The 16080-nt window shown below is 67.4% G+C and carries 21 protein-coding genes; 15 read left to right on the forward strand and 6 right to left on the reverse strand.

Translation table 11 applies throughout. The features are described 5' to 3' along the window. From ACXJKM_RS12575 to tolA, 13 genes are read left to right on the forward strand one after another with little or no spacing between them, the layout of a single operon-like run. A complete protein-coding gene (locus tag ACXJKM_RS12575) occupies positions 1-609 on the forward strand; it encodes a pilus assembly FimT family protein (protein ID WP_457352673.1) in 609 nt (202 codons plus the stop codon). Next, positions 603-1340: a PilW family protein gene (locus ACXJKM_RS12580; protein WP_157281970.1), complete on the forward strand. Its 738-nt coding sequence runs from the start codon at positions 603-605 to the stop codon at positions 1338-1340. Before ACXJKM_RS12575 ends, ACXJKM_RS12580 begins: the two co-directional genes overlap by 7 nt. Further along, on the forward strand, positions 1337-2668 hold the full coding sequence (locus tag ACXJKM_RS12585; RefSeq protein ID WP_457352675.1) for a PilX N-terminal domain-containing pilus assembly protein: 1332 nt from the start codon (positions 1337-1339) through the stop codon (positions 2666-2668). The genes ACXJKM_RS12580 and ACXJKM_RS12585 overlap by 4 nt, the downstream gene beginning before the upstream one ends. A gap of 2 nt (positions 2669-2670) precedes the next feature. Beyond that, a complete protein-coding gene (locus ACXJKM_RS12590) occupies positions 2671-3987 on the forward strand; it encodes a type IV pilus modification PilV family protein (RefSeq protein WP_457352677.1) in 1317 nt (438 codons plus the stop codon). 31 nt (positions 3988-4018) lie between these two features. Continuing rightward, positions 4019-5050: a bifunctional diaminohydroxyphosphoribosylaminopyrimidine deaminase/5-amino-6-(5-phosphoribosylamino)uracil reductase RibD gene (gene ribD, locus ACXJKM_RS12595; RefSeq protein WP_457352679.1), complete on the forward strand. Its 1032-nt coding sequence runs from the start codon at positions 4019-4021 to the stop codon at positions 5048-5050. Positions 5051-5099: 49 nt separating this feature from the next. After that, on the forward strand, positions 5100-6197 hold the full coding sequence (ribBA, locus tag ACXJKM_RS12600) for a bifunctional 3,4-dihydroxy-2-butanone-4-phosphate synthase/GTP cyclohydrolase II (protein ID WP_056202317.1): 1098 nt from the start codon (positions 5100-5102) through the stop codon (positions 6195-6197). A gap of 16 nt (positions 6198-6213) precedes the next feature. Next, positions 6214-6687, forward strand: coding sequence for a 6,7-dimethyl-8-ribityllumazine synthase (ribH, locus tag ACXJKM_RS12605; RefSeq protein ID WP_056202314.1), 474 nt, complete (start codon positions 6214-6216; stop codon positions 6685-6687). Continuing rightward, positions 6684-7178 (forward strand): transcription antitermination factor NusB, encoded by a 495-nt coding sequence (gene nusB, locus ACXJKM_RS12610; RefSeq protein ID WP_056202311.1) that lies wholly within the window; start codon positions 6684-6686, stop codon positions 7176-7178. Before ribH ends, nusB begins: the two co-directional genes overlap by 4 nt. Positions 7179-7188: 10 nt before the next feature. Then, positions 7189-8367 (forward strand): pyridoxal phosphate-dependent aminotransferase, encoded by a 1179-nt coding sequence (locus ACXJKM_RS12615; RefSeq protein ID WP_457352681.1) that lies wholly within the window; start codon positions 7189-7191, stop codon positions 8365-8367. Beyond that, positions 8364-8759: a tol-pal system-associated acyl-CoA thioesterase gene (gene ybgC, locus ACXJKM_RS12620; protein WP_457352683.1), complete on the forward strand. Its 396-nt coding sequence runs from the start codon at positions 8364-8366 to the stop codon at positions 8757-8759. Before ACXJKM_RS12615 ends, ybgC begins: the two co-directional genes overlap by 4 nt. Then, on the forward strand, positions 8756-9433 hold the full coding sequence (tolQ, locus tag ACXJKM_RS12625; protein WP_056202298.1) for a protein TolQ: 678 nt from the start codon (positions 8756-8758) through the stop codon (positions 9431-9433). The genes ybgC and tolQ overlap by 4 nt, the downstream gene beginning before the upstream one ends. Then, positions 9433-9870, forward strand: a complete 438-nt coding sequence (gene tolR, locus ACXJKM_RS12630; protein WP_457352685.1) for a protein TolR — start codon at positions 9433-9435, stop codon at positions 9868-9870. The genes tolQ and tolR overlap by 1 nt, the downstream gene beginning before the upstream one ends. A gap of 1 nt (position 9871) precedes the next feature. Beyond that, the gene (tolA, locus tag ACXJKM_RS12635; protein ID WP_457352687.1) at positions 9872-10735 is read left to right on the forward strand and encodes a cell envelope integrity protein TolA; all 864 of its coding nucleotides are present in this window, start codon (positions 9872-9874) and stop codon (positions 10733-10735) included. An 18-nt stretch (positions 10736-10753) separates the two neighbouring features. On the opposite strand, the gene ACXJKM_RS12640 is transcribed toward tolA, so the two are convergent. The 5 genes from ACXJKM_RS12640 to ACXJKM_RS12660 all read right to left on the reverse strand — a co-directional run bounded on the left by ACXJKM_RS12640 (position 10754) and on the right by ACXJKM_RS12660 (position 14441). Beyond that, positions 10754-12034 (reverse strand): response regulator, encoded by a 1281-nt coding sequence (locus tag ACXJKM_RS12640; protein ID WP_457352689.1) that lies wholly within the window; start codon positions 12032-12034, stop codon positions 10754-10756. 95 nt (positions 12035-12129) lie between these two features. Then, positions 12130-12630 (reverse strand): DoxX family protein, encoded by a 501-nt coding sequence (locus tag ACXJKM_RS12645; protein ID WP_457352691.1) that lies wholly within the window; start codon positions 12628-12630, stop codon positions 12130-12132. Further along, positions 12627-13325, reverse strand: a complete 699-nt coding sequence (locus ACXJKM_RS12650; RefSeq protein WP_457352693.1) for an HvfC/BufC family peptide modification chaperone — start codon at positions 13323-13325, stop codon at positions 12627-12629. Before ACXJKM_RS12650 ends, ACXJKM_RS12645 begins: the two co-directional genes overlap by 4 nt. Continuing rightward, on the reverse strand, positions 13322-14164 hold the full coding sequence (gene bufB, locus ACXJKM_RS12655; RefSeq protein WP_457352965.1) for an MNIO family bufferin maturase: 843 nt from the start codon (positions 14162-14164) through the stop codon (positions 13322-13324). Before bufB ends, ACXJKM_RS12650 begins: the two co-directional genes overlap by 4 nt. 13 nt (positions 14165-14177) lie before the next feature. Then, positions 14178-14441 (reverse strand): BufA1 family periplasmic bufferin-type metallophore, encoded by a 264-nt coding sequence (locus ACXJKM_RS12660; RefSeq protein ID WP_056202282.1) that lies wholly within the window; start codon positions 14439-14441, stop codon positions 14178-14180. A gap of 100 nt (positions 14442-14541) precedes the next feature. Between ACXJKM_RS12660 and ACXJKM_RS12665 the strand changes: the two genes are divergently transcribed. After that, a complete protein-coding gene (locus ACXJKM_RS12665) occupies positions 14542-15132 on the forward strand; it encodes a sigma-70 family RNA polymerase sigma factor (protein ID WP_056202280.1) in 591 nt (196 codons plus the stop codon). Beyond that, positions 15129-15323 carry an anti-sigma factor family protein gene (locus ACXJKM_RS12670; protein ID WP_082532926.1) on the forward strand — a complete coding sequence of 65 codons (195 nt, stop codon included), beginning with the start codon at positions 15129-15131 and terminating at the stop codon, positions 15321-15323. The genes ACXJKM_RS12665 and ACXJKM_RS12670 overlap by 4 nt, the downstream gene beginning before the upstream one ends. Here the strand turns inward: ACXJKM_RS12670 and pcp are convergent, their stop codons facing one another. Further along, positions 15324-15977 (reverse strand): pyroglutamyl-peptidase I, encoded by a 654-nt coding sequence (gene pcp, locus ACXJKM_RS12675; protein ID WP_056202277.1) that lies wholly within the window; start codon positions 15975-15977, stop codon positions 15324-15326. Positions 15978-16080: the final 103 nt, after the last annotated feature.

The raw sequence follows: 16080 nt of genomic DNA on the forward strand, positions 1-16080 counted from the left end.
ATGACAAACCCTGTCCATGCCCTGAAGGCCCGGATATCCGGCCTGACGCTGATCGAGATCATGGTGGCCGTGGCGGTTCTCGGCGTCATATTGGCGATGGCCATTCCCTCTATGGCCGACTTGCTGGAAAGGCGCCGGGTGACGGCCGCTGCCGAAGAGGTTTCCGGCATATTGACTTACGCCAAGGCGGAAACGAATGCGGCCAATTCTCTGCTTTTCGTTCGATTCGACCCGCACGCGACGATGAGCTGCGCGATGGTCGTGACATCGGCGGGGGGCAACAATTGCAGATGCCACTATCCGGCGAACAATCTTTGCCCCACCGGAGGCGGCAGGTCATTGCGCCTGTTCCAGTTGCCCAAAACCCATGTGCAGTTCGATGCTGAGGGTGTCTGGGCCGCTGGCAACAACTACATCCGATTCGCGCGCGATCAGATGACGATGGAGACTGGGAATTTCCAAGTCGACGTGGTGGGCCTGGGAAAAGGCTACACGCTGCGCATTGAGGTGAATGGCATCGGGCGTGTCAGGGTTTGCGCGCCGTCTGCGCCGGCCGAAAGAAACGAGGCCAAGCCGTTTCAAAGGATGAGTGGGTACGCGTCATGCTGAATACCGCACGCACCAAGTCGTACCGAGCCCAACGCGGGTTGGGTCTGGTTGAATTGATGGTGGGCATCACGGTCGGCCTGATCGTCACCGCCGGCGCGGCCGTCGTGGCCACGCGGCAGATCAACGAACATCGGCGCCTGATGCTGGAAGTGCAGATGCAACAGGACCTGCGGATCGCCGCCGACCTGCTGCAGCAGGACATGCGCCGGGCGGGTTACCGCGGCCTGCCTTCAAAGGGGGTCTGGGAGCCCGAGCGCAACGCGGGCGCAACGCCGGCCAAGGAAGCCGCCTCCAGCCCTTACACCGCATTGACCCAGACCACCGCTGGCGGCAGCGATCTCTTTTACCGCTATGCGAAGAAGGCCAACGGCATTCTGAACGTGAGCAACATCGTCTCAGGCAACGAGCAATTCGGCGTCAAGTTGGAAGACGAGACGCTCTCCATTGCGCTGGGCCTGCTAGCCAACGGCGCTCACAACTGGCAGCCCATCACCGATCCGAACGTCGTCAGGATCACGAATTTCGCAGCCAACATCGTGACGCAGCAGATTCCTCTTGACGATCTCTGCGACCCGTCCTGCACGTCGGCGGGAACCTGCCCGACCCAGTCCTTGAGAACCGTCAATTTCACGATCCGGGCGGTCGCCAGGGCCGATCCCAGCGTCGTCCGTACGCTGACGGTCAGCGAAAAGATTCGCGCCGACGACATCAGTGGGGAATGCCCAGCATGAAGCAAGAACCTTTCATGCATTTCGCACGGCCCCAGCGCGGTGCCGCGACGCTGGTCGTGGTCATGGTGCTTTTCCTGGTCATGGCCCTGCTGGCCGCCTATGCCAACCGCAACCTGATGTTCGAGCAGCGCATCTCCGGCAGCTATTACCGCGCCAGCATGGCTCAGGAAATGGCCGAAGCAGGCGTGGAGTGGTCCGTGGCCATGCTCAATGGCACGGGCATCGACGACAACTGCGCCACGGTCGCCACGGGCGGTACGCGCTTTGTCGACAAATACCTCAATGTCTCGGCCGCCGATCGTGCCGTCACGAGCAAGCTCCCGACCCCTTCCAACCTCAACCTTGTCGTCGATTGCTCCTCGACCGACACGGGTCTGGTCTGCCGCTGCCCGGCACCCGCTAGCCGCACGGCCCAACCCAGCACGGCCCTCGCAGGCGCCCTGATCCCAAGCTTCGGCATCGCCTTGGGCACGGACGCCGCCACCCATTACGGCAGCTTCCTGTTGTCAGCCTATGGGTGCACCGACAGCAGCGTCGACAACTGCGTCAGTGCCAACACCGAGGCCCGCAGCCAGCGGGCGGCGGCCACGGTGCTGCAGAACACCGCCATCGCCTTCATTGCAGCGGTGCCTTCCTCGCCGGCCGCACCGTTGACGGTCAAGGGCAACCTGACGACCGCAGGCAGCGGCGGCCTGGGCCTGCACAACACCGACCCGCGCTCGGTCGGCCTGCTCGTCGTCTCCGGTGGCCTGGCGCCGACGCTGAATGACGATCGCATGGACAGCGTACCGGGTACGCCGCCGGATCAGGCGCGGGTCTTCGGCGACACCTCTCTACAGAACCTGGGTAACACCACCGAAGGCAACATCAAGTTCTTCCGCAACTTCATGGGCATGGCGCCGAGCCGATATCTCAACCACCCTGCCGCACGCGCCGTGACCTGCGCGGTCGATTGCGGCACGGCGCTCGTCGACGCCGTCAACGCCGGCAAGCGCATCCTGACTGTCAGCGGCGACATGGCCATCAGCTCCGATGTCACCATCGGCACGGCGGCTGCACCGGTCGTGCTCGTCGTGTACGGCGACGTGGCCCTCACTGGCCCCATGCAACTGAACGGCATGCTGGTCGTCCTCGGGGACCTGACCTGGACGAACAACACCGCAGGGGCCTCGCAGGTCACGGGCATGGTGGTGGTCCAGGGTCAAATGACCACAACGGGCCAGATGGACATCATCTACCAGCAGTCCATTGCGAACGAGTTGCGCAACCGCCTGGGCAGCTACGCCCGCGTTTCAGGTGGCTGGATCGACGGGACCTACGGAATTTGACGATGCTCAAGTCCTTGCACTCCCAAACTTCCCGCCGCGCCTCGCGCCGCCAGCGCGGCGTCACGCTGATCGAGGCCCTGGTGGCCTTGCTGGTGATGTCCTTCGGCATGCTCGCCCTCGTCGGACTGATGAGCAATCTGCGCCGGGGCGCCGACCTGGCCAAGCAACGCAGCGAGGCCATGCGCATCGCCCGCGCCGAGATGGCCACGTTGAAAACCTTCACGACGGTGACGCGGACCGCGGCGACGCCAGCCGCGACACCGGCCTATAGCGATATCAGCGCCCAGGCGGCAACGCCGCTCACGCCGGCGGACTCGAACACCACCTACAGCATTGAGCGCCTGGTCACGCAGTTGGCTGGCGCCAGGCATGTCCGCGTCAGCGTGGCCTGGACCGACCGCGCTGGCGACCCGCAGTTCGTCAACCTGGACACGGTCGTCGCCGCTGTTGACCCGCTCTTCAGTGCGGCCGTGGGCTTCACGCCGCCGGCAGGGCCTGTCACGCTACCCTCGAACCGGCACCCGGCCATCCCGGTTGGAGCCAAGCAACTGGATGGCAAGAACAGCGCCTTCATCCCGAGCAGCGCGCGCGCGGACGTGTGGGTCTTCAACAACCTGACCGGTTTCATCACGGGTGTGTGCACCCAGTTCGCGGTGGGCACGGCCGTTTCAACGGTGACCGCCTCCGCCGTTGCTTCCTGCAAGGACAGCCTGGCCGGATCGGGAGCCGGCTACGCCTATCTGCTCAGCGGCGTGATCCGCTTTTCCAACACCAACCCGCCCAACCCCAGCGCGCCAGGCGGCAGCGCGGTTCCCCTGGGGCTGGGCATCGTCGACGGCAGCTATGCGCTGCCGCATCTGGTCAACGGCCTTCCGGTGATCACCAACGGCAACATGGAGCTTGACAGCTTCAGCGCCACCGCGCCGAGTTCCGAGTGCTTCAACGACTCGCTCAGCTTGCCCCCTCCCCTTTTCGTCACCTACAACTGCATCGTCTATCCCGACGCCAGCACGCGGTTCTGGTCCGGCAAGCTGCAACTGACGACCATCACGACGGGCACGACGGCGGCTGACTACAGGGTCTGCCGCTACAGCGCCGACTACAACGGCAATGGGAGCCCGTACACGTCCGATCTGAAGGCCCTGGAGAACGAAGAACACCCTCCGGTCTATGCCCGGGTCACGGGTTCGCTGGCACGTCAGAACTTCCTGGTCATCAAGGGCAACCTCGACTGCCCGACGGCGCCAGCGGTGAATCCAAGTGCCGGCGTCTTCGCCGACTACTCGACCATCCAGCTGCAGCCTGCCCCTGGACCTTAGCCGCCGCGTTGGCGGGCCCTAGACTGCTCGCATGAATTCGCCCGCAATCACGGCGGCGCTGCTGCGAGCGCTTTCCCTGGCCGAGCAGGCCATCGGCCTGACCGACCCCAACCCCCGCGTCGGCTGCGTCATCCTGGCTCCCGACGGCCGGGAACTCGGCGCGGGCCACACCCAGCCGGCTGGCCAGGCCCATGCCGAAGTGATGGCGTTGCGCGATGCAGCCGCGCGCGGCCACGATGTGCGCGGCGCGACCGCCGTTGTCACCCTCGAGCCCTGCTCCCACCATGGCCGAACGCCTCCCTGCTGCGATGCGCTGATTGCCGCCGGCATCGCGCGCGTCGTGGCTGCGGTCAAGGACCCCAACCCACAAGTCGCCGGCCAGGGCCTCGCGCGCCTGAAGGCTGCCGGCCTGCAGGTTGAACTGGCGGACCCGGCCATCGCCGAGGCGGCCAGCGAACTCAACATCGGCTTCTTCTCGCGCATGCAGCGCGGCAGGCCCTTCGTGCGCCTGAAGTCGGCCATCTCGCTCGACGGCCGCACCGCCCTGCCCGATGGCCGCAGCCAATGGATCACCGGCGAGGCCGCCCGCACCGACGGCCATGCCTGGCGCAAGCGCGCAGGCGCCATGCTGACCGGCATCGGCACCGTGCTGGCCGACGACCCGCGCCTCGATGTGCGCCTGGTGCCGACTGCTCGTCAGCCGCTGCGCATCGTGCTGGACCCGCAAGGCCGCATGCCAGGCGGCGCCCGCATCCTGCAGCCCCCCGGAGAAGCCCGCGTCATCGGTCCCGGGCGGGCCAATCTGGCCGCGCTGCTGACCGAACTCGGCGCCCAAGGCATCAATGAACTGCATGTCGAAGCCGGTCCGACGCTTTCCGGGGCTTTCCTCGATGCCGGCCTGGTCGACGAGCTGCTGATCTACCAGGCGCCCATGCTGATCGGCGAAGGCCGCCCGCTCGCGGCGCTGAGCCCGCTGGCCGAACTCGGCGACGCGCGTCGCTGGCGCCTCATCGAAGCCACACCCATCGGCCCGGATCTGCGCCTGCGGCTGCGTCCCAAGTAACGCCCCACGCGGCACCAGCCGCTAGGGTCGCCACCTACAATCGCCGGCTATGCCCATCTCCCCCATTCCCGAGCTGGTGGCCGAGCTGGCTGCCGGCCGCATGGTCATCCTCGTCGACGAGGAAGACCGTGAGAACGAAGGCGATCTCGTGCTGGCGGCCGACCTCGTCACGCCCGAGGCCATCAACTTCATGGCCCGCTACGGCCGCGGCCTGATCTGCCTGACCCTGCCCCGCGAGCATTGCGAGCGCCTGCAGCTGCCGCCGATGACGCGGCGCAACGGCACCCAGCATGGCACCGCCTTCACGGTGTCCATCGAGGCCGCCACCGGCGTCACGACCGGCATCTCCGCCGCCGACCGTGCCCGCACCGTGCAGGCGGCCGTCGCTGCGGACGCCAAGGCCAGCGACCTCGTGCAACCCGGCCACATCTTCCCGTTGCAGGCCCACGACGGCGGCGTGCTGATGCGCGCCGGCCATACCGAGGCCGGCTGCGACCTGGCGCGCATGGCCGGCCTGTCGTCCACCTCGGTGATCTGCGAGATCATGAAGGACGATGGCACCATGGCTCGCCTGCCCGACCTTGAGATTTTTGCTGCCGAGCATGGCCTGAAGATCGGCACCATCGCCGACCTCATCGAACACCGCAGCCGCCACGAGAGCCTGATCCAGCGCGTTGCCGAGCGCCGCCTGAACACGGCCCAGGGCGAGTTCGACTGCCAGGTCTTCACCGACCGCACCGGCGGCACCCACCTGGCGCTCAGCCAAGGCCAGTGGACGCCCGACACCGAAGTCCTCGTGCGCGTGCACGAACCGCTGTCGGTCATGGACCTGCTGGAAGCCGGCCCCTGCGGCCACTCCTGGGGCCTGCCCGCCGCGCTGGCCGCCGTCAAGGCCAGCCCGGGCGGCGTGGTCGTGCTGCTGAATTGCGGCGAGGACGCCGCCGGCGTGCTGGCCCGCGTGCAGGCCTGCGAGCCGGCCCCCGCCACCAAGGGCGCGATGGACCTGCGCACCTATGGCGTCGGCGCCCAGATCCTGAAGGCCCTGGGCGTACACCGCATGCGCCTGCTGGGCAGCCCGCGCCGCATGCCCAGCATGACCGGCTATGGCCTCGAAGTGACCGGCTTTACTGCGCCTCCCAACTGTTGAACCCGAAAGGCCCGCGATGCAAGATTCCGAACCAGGCCTGCCCAGCTTCGAGGGCGCTCTCGATGGCAGCGAGCTGACCATCGCCATCGTCCAGGCGCGCTTCAATGACGCCATCACCTCGACCCTGGCCAGCGCCTGCCTGGCCGAGCTGTCGGTGCTCGGCGTGCCGACCGAAGCCATCCGCCACGTCACCGTGCCGGGTGCGCTGGAAGTGCCACTGGCCCTGCAGGCCCTGGCCGAGAGCAATGACTTCGACGCGCTGATCGCCCTGGGCTGCATCATCCGCGGCGAGACCTACCACTTCGAGCTGGTGGCCAACGAGAGCGGCGCGGCCGTCACCCGCGTCGGCCTGGACCATGGCATCCCGATCGCCAACGCCATCCTGACCGTCGAGAACGAAGCCCAGGCCTGGGCCCGCGCCGAACCCAAGGGCCGCGACGCTGCCCGCGTCGCCGTCGAAATGGCCAATCTGCTGAAAGAGATCGAGTGAACGCCTCCACCCCCAAGACCGCCACGAAGACGGCCAACAAACCTGGCGTCAAGCGCGCTCCCGCCAAGTCCGCCCGCCGCCGCTCACGCGAGGCCGCCGTGCAAGGCCTCTACCAATGGCTGCTGACCGGCGAGGACATCGGCGCCATCACCGCCCTGGGCCGTGAGCAGGAAGGCTATGCCAAGCTCGACGTGAAGCACTACGACGCGCTGCTGGCTGGCTGCGTCAACGAAGCGGCTGATCTCGACGCCATCCTGTCGCGCCACGTCGACCGCAAGACCACCGAGCTCTCGCCCATTGAGCACGCGATCCTGATGATCGGCGCCTACGAGCTCAAGCACTGCGTCGACATCCCCTACCGCGTTGCTATCAACGAAGCGGTCGAGCTGGCCAAGTCCTTCGGCGGCACCGATGGGCACAAATATGTGAACGGCGTGCTGGACCGCGCGGCGGGCGACTTGCGCCCCGTCGAGGTCGCAGCCAAGCGTTGACGAAGCGCTGATGAAACTGGCCGCGCGGCTCGACCGCATCGAGCCCTTCTATGTGATGGAGCTGGCCAAGGCCGCGGCCCGGGTCGCGGCCGGGCCACTGTGCGATCCGGCGCTGGGCGGCCGGCACATGATCCGCCTCAATGTCGGCGAGCCCGATTTCGGCGCTGCGCCTGCCGTCCGTGAGGCGGTCGCCCGCGTGGCCCAGGGCCCGACGCCCTACACCGACGCCCTCGGTTTGCCCGCATTGCGCGAGGCCATCTCGCGCTGGTACGGCCAGCGCTTTGGCCTCGCCATCGCACCCGAACGCATTGCCATCACGGCCGGCGCGTCGGCCGGCCTGCAACTCGCCTGCCTCGCCCTCTTCGAGCGCGGCGACGAGGTGCTGATGCCCGACCCCTGCTACCCCTGCAACCGCCACTTCGTGACGGCTGCGGACGCCACGCCGCGGTTGCTGCCGACCGGCGCCGCGGAGCGCTTCCAGCTCGGTGCGCAGCAGGTCCGCGACGCATGGACGCCGGCGACCCGCGGCGTGCTGCTGGCCTCGCCCAGCAACCCGACCGGCACGTCCATAGCGCCCGAGGTGCTGGCCGGCATCGCCGGCTTCGTGCGTGAGCGCGGTGGCGTCATGGTGGTTGACGAGATCTATCTGCCGCTCAGCTACGAGGAGCACTTCGGCCACAGCGCGCTTGCACTGGGCGAGGACATCATCTCGGTCAACAGCTTCTCCAAGTACTTCGGCATGACGGGCTGGCGCCTGGGCTGGCTGGTGTTGCCCCCTGATCTCGTGCCCGCCATCGAGCGGCTGGCCCAGAACCTCTATATCTGCCCGTCCACGCTGGCGCAGATGGCGGCGCTGGCGGCCTTCGAGCCCGCCTCCATCGCCGAGTTCGAACGCCGCCGTGCGGTACTGCGCGAGCGCCGTAACTACATCGTGCCCGCGCTCAACGCCCTGGGCTTGAATGTGCCGGTGCCCCCGGACGGCGCCTTCTACGCCTGGATGGATGTCAGCCACCATCACGCCGACAGCTGGGCCTTCGCCCACGAACTGCTGCAGAGTGCCCAGGTGGCGCTGACGCCAGGCCGCGACTTCGGCCTGACCGATCCGCAGCGTTGGATGCGCCTATCTTTCGCCTCGTCGATGGAAGACCTCGAAGAAGCCGTCGCCCGCCTGCGCCAGGTGCTGTCATGAATTTCCAATTCCCGATCCGCGTCTACTGGGAAGACACCGACGCCGGCGGCATCGTCTTCTACGCCAACTACCTGAAGTTCTTCGAGCGCGCTCGCACCGAGTGGCTGCGTGCGGCGGGCGTCGAGCAGCACCAGCTGCGCGAGGACACCGGCCTCATCTTCGTCGTCGCTGCTACCAGCCTGCGCTACGCCGCGCCGGCCAAGCTGGATGATCTGCTGACCATCACTGTCGAACCTGAGCCCGCGGGCCGCGCCAGCCTCGTGGTTCGCCAGCGCGCGCTGCGCGCTAACACGCTGCTGTGCGAAGGCGAGATCCGCATCGGCTGCGTGCGCGCCAGCGACCTGAAACCCCAACGCCTGCCCGACACCGTCGTGGCAGCGATCACCGCATGAACCAAGACCTGTCCATCGTCTCCCTGATCCTGCACGCCAGCTTCGCGGTGCAGCTCGTCATCGCGGGCCTGCTGCTCGTGTCGCTGGCGAGCTGGAGCGTCATCTTCGGCAAGCTGATCGGCCTGGGCCAGATCAAGCGCCGCAACGATGCCTTCGAGGCCGAGTTCTGGAGCGGCAAGAACCTCAACGACCTCTATCAGTCGGTCGGCAACCGTGCGGACGCCGCACCTCTGGAGCGCATCTTCGCCTCCGGCATGCGCGAGTTCCTGAAGTTGCGTGAGAAGCGCGTGACCGATGCCGGCGCCCTGCTCGACGCAGCCCGCCGCGCGATGCGCGCGAGCTTCCATCGCGAGCTGGACGCGATGGAGCACAACCTGTCCTTCCTCGCGTCGGTGGGCTCGGTCTCCCCGTATGTCGGCCTGTTCGGCACCATCTGGGGAATCATGCACGCCTTCGTCGGCTTGTCGAATCTGACGCAGGTGACGCTGGCCACGGTCGCGCCGGGCATTGCCGAAGCGCTGGTCGCCACGGCCATCGGCTTGTTCGCCGCCATTCCCGCCGTGCTGGCCTACAACCGCTTCGCGCGCCAGATCGACCGCAGCGCAATCACGCTGGAGACCTTCATCGAGGAGTTCTCCAACATCCTGCAGCGCAATTCCACCGCCCACAGCTGATGGCCTCCATCTCCTCCCGTGGCGGCCGTCGGCGGCGCACGATGAACGAGATCAACATGGTCCCCTTCATCGACGTGATGCTGGTGCTGCTCATCATCTTCATGGTCAGCGCGCCGCTGATCACGACTGGCCTGGTGGACCTGCCCAGCGTGGGCAAGAGCCGCCAGCAGCCCGAGCATGTCATCCAGATCATCGTTGGCACGGACGAGAAGCTGAAGATCAAGGTCGACCAACTCGAGCCCGAATCGATTCCCGCGAACCGCCTGGCCGAGCGCGTCAAGAAGGCGCAGGGCAAGGATGCGACCAGCCCCGTAGTCATCTCCGCCGACAAGAACGTCAAGTACGAGGCCGTCGTGCAGGTCATGGACGCGCTGCAGCGCGCCGGCATCCAGCGCGTGGGCCTGGCTGTGAAGAGCGGCGCCTCCTCCTCCAAGTGAGATGACGAGCGCGACCTTACGCCCCCCCGAGGCTGCGGGCCTCGGCCGCGGCATGACCCTGGCGCTGATCGCCCATGGCCTGCTGATCCTCGCGCTCAGCTATGGCCTGAACTGGCACAGCGATTCATCGCCCGCCTTCGAGGCCGAGCTGTGGTCGGCGGTGCCCCAGGTGGCCGCGCCGCGCGAGGAAGCGCCGCCCGAGCCCGAACCCGAAGCGCCCAAGCCCGACACCCGCGCCCAGCAGCGAGCAGCCGAAGAGGCCGCCGCCGAGCAGCGTGAGGCCGAGATCGCCATCGCCAAGGAGAAGAAGCGCAAGGAGGAAAAGGCCCGCGACGAGGCTGCCAAGGTCGAGCGCGACAAAGCCGCCCAGGAGAAGCTGGCCAAGGACAAGCTCGCCAAAGAGAAAGCGGACAAGGAAGAGCAGGACCGCAAGAAGGCCAAGGACACCAAGGCAGCCAAGGACGCGAAAGAGGCGAAAGACACCAAGGAGGCCGATGCCCGGCGCGAAGCGCTGCGTCAGGAAAACCTGCGCCGCATCCAGGGCATGGCCGGTGGCACGCCGGGCTCCACCGGCGCCGCGGCCCAGAACTCGGCGCCGTCCGCGGGATATGCCGGCCGCATCAAGGGCAAGATCCGCCCCCTCATCATCTACCCGGACGATGGCGTCGCGAACCCGACCGCCGAGGTGCAGGTGACGCTGGGCCCCGACGGCCGCATTCTTGGCAGCAAGGTGCTCAAGGCCAGTCCCGACCCCGACTGGGATCGTGCCGTGCTGCGCGCCATCGAGAAGGCCGAGACCCTGCCGCGCGACATCGACGGCCGCGTGCCACCAGTGCTGATCCTCACCTTCCGCCCGCGCGAATAGTCCTGACGGCCCGAGGCTTCAAAGCTCCAAGGAGATCGGCCGCCCCGGCAGCACCCGGTGCAACTCGTCGGCCAATGCCTGAAGGTCCATGGGTTTGCTGAGGTAGCCATCCATACCGGCTTTCAGGCAGGCATTGCGCCGCAGATCCGTGTCGCCGGCAGTGGCGGCAATGATGGGGAAAGGCGGCAAGTTGCCGACGCGCTGCAAGGACCTCAGATGCTCGCTGGCTTCCAGCCCGTCCATGACCGGCATGTCCACGTCCATCAGCACCATGTCTGGCGGCTCGTCGCAGCAGGAGTCGAGTGCCTCGATGCCGTCGCCGGCCACCACCACTTCGTAGCCCAAGGCCTCGAGCTGGCCCCGCGCGACGATCTGGTTCACGACGTTGTCGTCCACGACGAGCACACGGCGGCTCTCCTGCACGTACAGCGGCGTGGGCGACGTCAGCCGCGACAGTGCGGTTGAAGTCCGGGTATCGACATGCGCGGTGAAGCGCTCCAGCTCCAGCGGGCTGAGCGGGAGCACCCGGATGTCGACCGAGCACTGGCGCCGAAAGCGCAGCGTGTCGGAGCCAGAGACCACGGCGAGCACCGTCCACAGGCTGGGCAAGGCCTGGGCGATCTGTTCGAGCTGGGCCAGTTCCTGGCCGCTGTTCTCCGCGACGATCATCAACATCGGTGCCGCAGCAGCGGATATCGCCGCCGCGGCCTCCTCGATCCGCTCGAACGACACCACGTGCCAGCCCAGGTGCCGCAGCCTCGTCTCGACCGAGTCCAGCGCGCCGGGCGGAGGGCTGACCAGCCATGCCACCGAGCCGGTGGCGTTGGGTGAGTGCTCGAACACCACCTCTTCCGCGACAACTTCGCCGCTCAGTGAGATGACCAGGCCGTCAAGCCCCGCGTCGACGAACTGGACCGAGCCGGCGGTGGCCGGACAAGGCGCTTGCGCTCGCGCAATCAGCCCTTGGGCCACATCGGCATCCTCGGCAACCAACTGCAGGCGCTGCAGCACGCCCATGACATCGGACGGGCAATTCGCCCCAGTGCCGGCGGCGTGGATGACGATGCTGCTTCGGCCGAAGACCGGCGGCTCGACCACCGCGGTGAACATGACGAAACCCGACTCAAAGCAGTCGACGATGCCCAGCAATATCCGGTGGATGCCGGCACGCAGGTAGGGCCCAGGATCGTGAAGCTCGAGGCGGGGCCCGTGATAGTCGAAGTAGGTGACAAGCCCCTTCTTTCTGGCGTGGGGCAGCACGTCGCGCGCGCTCTGGGTGAACAGCTCTGAAAACTCCATCGGCGGACTCTTGCTAACTGTCCGCGAGACTAGGGCAAACCCAGCTGCCAGATGGTTTCCAATTGTGGCCGCTGCTTACACACGGATGCCTTGTGTCAATGCACGCGGCCAGCCGCCGGGTTCAGCACCATGCGATCGACGGACCAGCGCCCCGCGCCCCACAGCGCGATGGCCAGGGCCAGCACGCCCCACAAGATGTGCTGCGCCTCACCGGCGGCCGACAGGTCCTCCGCCGGCAGTGAAAGCGCCGCCATCAGGTTGACGACAAAGAGGCTCACACCGGCGAAGCGGCCCGCCAGGCCGAGCACCAGCAGCGCCGGGATCACCAGCTCGCCCGCGGTGCCCATATAGGCCGCAAGCGCTGGCGGCAGCAGCGGCACCTGGTAGTAGTCGTTGAACAAGGCCAGCGTGGACGACCAGTCGCGCAGCTTGACCAGGCCCGACATGAAGAAGACCTTGGCCACGTAGAGCCGCGCCGCCAGCAGCGCCAGCGACTGCAGATGGCTGACCAGCGTGTCCAGCGGCGCGGGCAGCCGGGTGGGTTGCAGGCCCGGGTCGGTGAAGGGGCGAAGCACGGTGGAGATCAGAGCGTTCATGGTGTCGTGGTCCGGTTCGGTGTTGTGGCCCTGACTCCCTGCAGCCAGGCGTTGTGCAACGCGGCTTGCAGCCAGGCGGCGAAGTCGAAGTCGGTTTCACCGCCAGAACCTTTCACTGTGGCCGCCTCCAATGCCTCGGCAAGATTCACGGCGTCGATCAGGGCCCGCATGAAGACCGCATCGGCGGCCGACACGGGTTGCCATTTCCCGCGCCAACCGGCTCGCCAGACCACCACCGGCCCGTCGGACTGCGCCAGCACCACCAAGCCTGGCCGCAATTGCAGCCAGAGCTTGTCGGGCGACGTGGTGCCGAGCAGGGCCAGCGAGTCGGCGTCCAACGACGCGTCCTGCGCGCGTTCGGCCCGGTGCAACGCCCAATCCAGGCGAGCGAGATCGGGCAAGCCCGAAGCCTCGCCGGCGCGCTCCAGCAGGAAGCCTTCGAGCGCCCCACCCCACTGCCCCAGGTCACCGCTCTCGGGCGGGTGGGCGCGCCAGAAGGTCCAGGCCAGCGACGCGAATTCGTCCTCGCCGAGTTCCTCGCGCAAGCGCACAAAGGGCACGGCCAGGGCTTGGGCCGACAGCGCCCTCAGGTTGTTGCGATAGGCCGCCAGGCCGCGCTCGCTGCCAGTCAGGCCGGGCGGCGCCTCGCCGCGCCCCAGCAGCGCATCGACAAAGGCCTGCTGAGCGGCCTTCACGGGTGCAGCGCCCTCGCCCGCTGGCCTTCAGCCAGCAGCACCGCCAGATCGGGCACAGCGGTGTCCCACTCGATCAACGTCGGCAGCGGGCCGAGCCGCTGCAGCGTGTGTTCGTAGACACGCCAGACCTCGTCACGCACGCGGCTGCCATGGTCATCGATGACGAGACCGTCCTCCTGCTCGCAGTGGCCGGCCAGATGGATCTCGCCGACGCTGCCGGGGCGGATCGCGTCAACCCAGCGCATGGCTTCACGCGCCGCGTCGTCCGGCGCCAGGCCGGCGTTGCGAGCGTTGACGAAGAGGTTGTTGACGTCCAGCAGCAGGCCGCAGCCGCTGCGCCGCGTCAGCTCGTTGAAGAACTCGGGCTCGGCCAGGGTGTCGCCGGCCCAGCCGACGTAGGCGCTGATGTTCTCGACCAGCATGGGCCGGCCCAGGCGTTCCTGGACCTGCTGGACATGGGTCGCCATCAGTGCGAGGGATTCGTCGGTGAAGGGGATGGGCAGCAGGTCTGCCGCATGCAGGCCCGTGCCCACGCGGGCAAAGCAGGCGTGGTCGGACACCCAGCGGGGCTGTATGCGCCGTGCAAGGCGAGCGAGCCGCTCCAGGTGAGCATCGTCCAGCCCCGCCGCCGAGCCCAGTGCCAGGCCCACGCCGTGCAGGCTGACGTCATAGGCCGCGCGGCCCGCCTCCAGCACGGCCAGCGTGATGCCGCCGTCGGCAAAGAAGTTCTCTGAATGGACCTCGATGAAGCCGAGCGCGGGGCGCTCGGCCAGCAAGGTCTCGTAATGCGGCTGGCGCCAGCCGATGCCCACGCAGGGCAAGGGCGGCGCCGAGGTCATGGCGGTCAAGCCCTCACTTCTTCGCGGGCGCCTTGGTCGAGCCGCCTTCCTTCTCGCACGTGCCCTTGGCGACGTACTTCCATTCGTTGGCGTCCTTGTCGGCCTTGGACTGGCCGGCGCAGGAGTGGCTGCCATTGGCGGTGGCGCAGTCGTTCTGGCCGGCCTTGGCGATGCCGTAGCACTTTTCCTTGGCGGCATCGGCGGCCTGGGCCTGGGCAACCATGCCCAGGGACAAGGCGGCGGCGAGAGCGGAGGACACGAGGGCTTGGTTCTTCATGAGACAGGTCTCCAAAAGGTTGGGGGGAAAAAGGCGGCCGATCATCCGGCGGCAAGAACGAAGTCGCAAGACGCTGCCAAGTCCTTACACTGCCGCCGCCATGACCGCTCCAACCGCCTCAGCGGACTACTGCCGCCAGATCGAAGCCCTGCGCCCGCCGCTGCTGAAGTACGCGCGCCTGCAACTGCGCAACCCCGCCTGGGCCGAGGATGCCGTCTCTGAAACCCTGCTCGCGGCGCTGGAGAAGCCCCAGGCCTTCGCGGGCAACAGCCAGCTCAAGACCTGGCTGGTCGGCATCCTCAAGCACAAGCTCGTCGACCAGATCCGCAAGAACAGCCGCGAACTGTCGACCACCTGCAGCAGCGAAGACGGCGAGGACCTCGACGATCTGCTGTTCGCCAGCGACGGCCACTGGCGCGAGACCCAGCACGACTGGGGCAACCCCGAGGATTCGCTGCGCCAGGTCGACTTCATGAGGGTGCTGGAGGCCTGCGTCGAGAAGCTGCCCGGCCAGCAGGGCCGCCTCTTCATGATGCGGGAGTGGCTGGAGCTGGAATCGGACGAGATCTGTAAGGAACTGGCGATCACACCGACCAACTTGTGGGTCATGCTGCACCGGGCCCGGCTGAGACTGCGGGACTGCCTGCAGTCCGGCTGGTTCGGCGGCGCGACCGCTGGAGGGGCGACTTGATCAAGCTGAAGATCACCTGCCGGGAGGCCACGCAGATCACGCTCAAGGCGGAAGATCGCAGCATGCCGCTGACCGAGCGGCTGTCGCTGCGCCTGCACCACCGCATCTGCACCAATTGCCGGCGCTTTTACCGCCAGGTCGAGCTGATGCGCCAGGCCAGCGCGCGCTGGCGGCACTACACCGAGGACTGATCAGGCCACCGGTGCGCCCTCGTCGGGCAGGGCCGATGCCAGCGCTTCGTCGCCCTCCAGTGCAATCGCAATCGCCAGCTTGATGGCATCGATCTGAGCCGCCAGGCCCATGCTGGGTACCGTCGGTTGGGTGCGAGCCGCCTGCTCGGGCAGGGCCGGCACATGGATGAAGCCGCTCTTCACGCCAAGGCCAACGAGCCGGTGCTGAAGTTCGAAAAACACCTGGTTGCAGACAAACGCCCCCGCGGTCAACGACAGCCCCACCGGATGGCCGGCCGCGCGCAGCCCGTTGCGAATGGCCTTGACGGGCAGCGTCGAGAAATAGGCCGGCGGCGCGTCCGCCCGCACCGGCACATCCTGCGGGCGCTCGCCGGCGTTGTCGGCGATGCGGGCGTCGATGAGATTGACGGCCAAGCGTTCGATGGAAATCTCTGCCCGGCCGCTCGCAAGGCCCAGTGCGATGACGAGCCCGGGCTTGTGCACGGACAGCGCTTCAGCCAAGACTCTGGGAGCGCCGCCAAAGGTCGTCGGCAGGCAACGCGCCTGCACCGTCGCTCCGGCAATGATCTGGCCATGCAGCGATCGGGCCACTTCCCAGGACGGATTGATGGCCTCGCCGCCAAAGGGCTCGAAACCGGTGAGCAGGATGTTCATGGCCCCAATTGTGTCGTTTCATGTCGAAGCCGGGCGAGCCCGCGGCCCGTCGGTCTGCGGCGTCAGCATGGCGTTTTTCGGGGCCAGCGCGAGCGCCGCAGCC

This window comes from Roseateles sp. P5_D6, assembly GCF_054049415.1.

Coding starts and splice junctions, on each gene's coding strand:
- ACXJKM_RS12660 (WP_056202282.1), bottom strand. CDS start 14,441: ATGAAGAACCAAGCCCTCGTGTCCTCCGCTCTCGCCGCCGCCTTGTCC.
- ACXJKM_RS12645 (WP_457352691.1), bottom strand. CDS start 12,630: ATGAACGCTCTGATCTCCACCGTGCTTCGCCCCTTCACCGACCCGGGC.
- tolA (WP_457352687.1), top strand. CDS start 9,872: ATGACGAGCGCGACCTTACGCCCCCCCGAGGCTGCGGGCCTCGGCCGC.
- tolR (WP_457352685.1), top strand. CDS start 9,433: ATGGCCTCCATCTCCTCCCGTGGCGGCCGTCGGCGGCGCACGATGAAC.
- tolQ (WP_056202298.1), top strand. CDS start 8,756: ATGAACCAAGACCTGTCCATCGTCTCCCTGATCCTGCACGCCAGCTTC.
- ACXJKM_RS12585 (WP_457352675.1), top strand. CDS start 1,337: ATGAAGCAAGAACCTTTCATGCATTTCGCACGGCCCCAGCGCGGTGCC.
- ribH (WP_056202314.1), top strand. CDS start 6,214: ATGCAAGATTCCGAACCAGGCCTGCCCAGCTTCGAGGGCGCTCTCGAT.
- ACXJKM_RS12590 (WP_457352677.1), top strand. CDS start 2,671: ATGCTCAAGTCCTTGCACTCCCAAACTTCCCGCCGCGCCTCGCGCCGC.
- bufB (WP_457352965.1), bottom strand. CDS start 14,164: ATGACCTCGGCGCCGCCCTTGCCCTGCGTGGGCATCGGCTGGCGCCAG.
- ybgC (WP_457352683.1), top strand. CDS start 8,364: ATGAATTTCCAATTCCCGATCCGCGTCTACTGGGAAGACACCGACGCC.
- ACXJKM_RS12665 (WP_056202280.1), top strand. CDS start 14,542: ATGACCGCTCCAACCGCCTCAGCGGACTACTGCCGCCAGATCGAAGCC.
- ribD (WP_457352679.1), top strand. CDS start 4,019: ATGAATTCGCCCGCAATCACGGCGGCGCTGCTGCGAGCGCTTTCCCTG.
- pcp (WP_056202277.1), bottom strand. CDS start 15,977: ATGAACATCCTGCTCACCGGTTTCGAGCCCTTTGGCGGCGAGGCCATC.
- ACXJKM_RS12575 (WP_457352673.1), top strand. CDS start 1: ATGACAAACCCTGTCCATGCCCTGAAGGCCCGGATATCCGGCCTGACG.
- ACXJKM_RS12615 (WP_457352681.1), top strand. CDS start 7,189: ATGAAACTGGCCGCGCGGCTCGACCGCATCGAGCCCTTCTATGTGATG.
- ribBA (WP_056202317.1), top strand. CDS start 5,100: ATGCCCATCTCCCCCATTCCCGAGCTGGTGGCCGAGCTGGCTGCCGGC.
- ACXJKM_RS12580 (WP_157281970.1), top strand. CDS start 603: ATGCTGAATACCGCACGCACCAAGTCGTACCGAGCCCAACGCGGGTTG.
- ACXJKM_RS12640 (WP_457352689.1), bottom strand. CDS start 12,034: ATGGAGTTTTCAGAGCTGTTCACCCAGAGCGCGCGCGACGTGCTGCCC.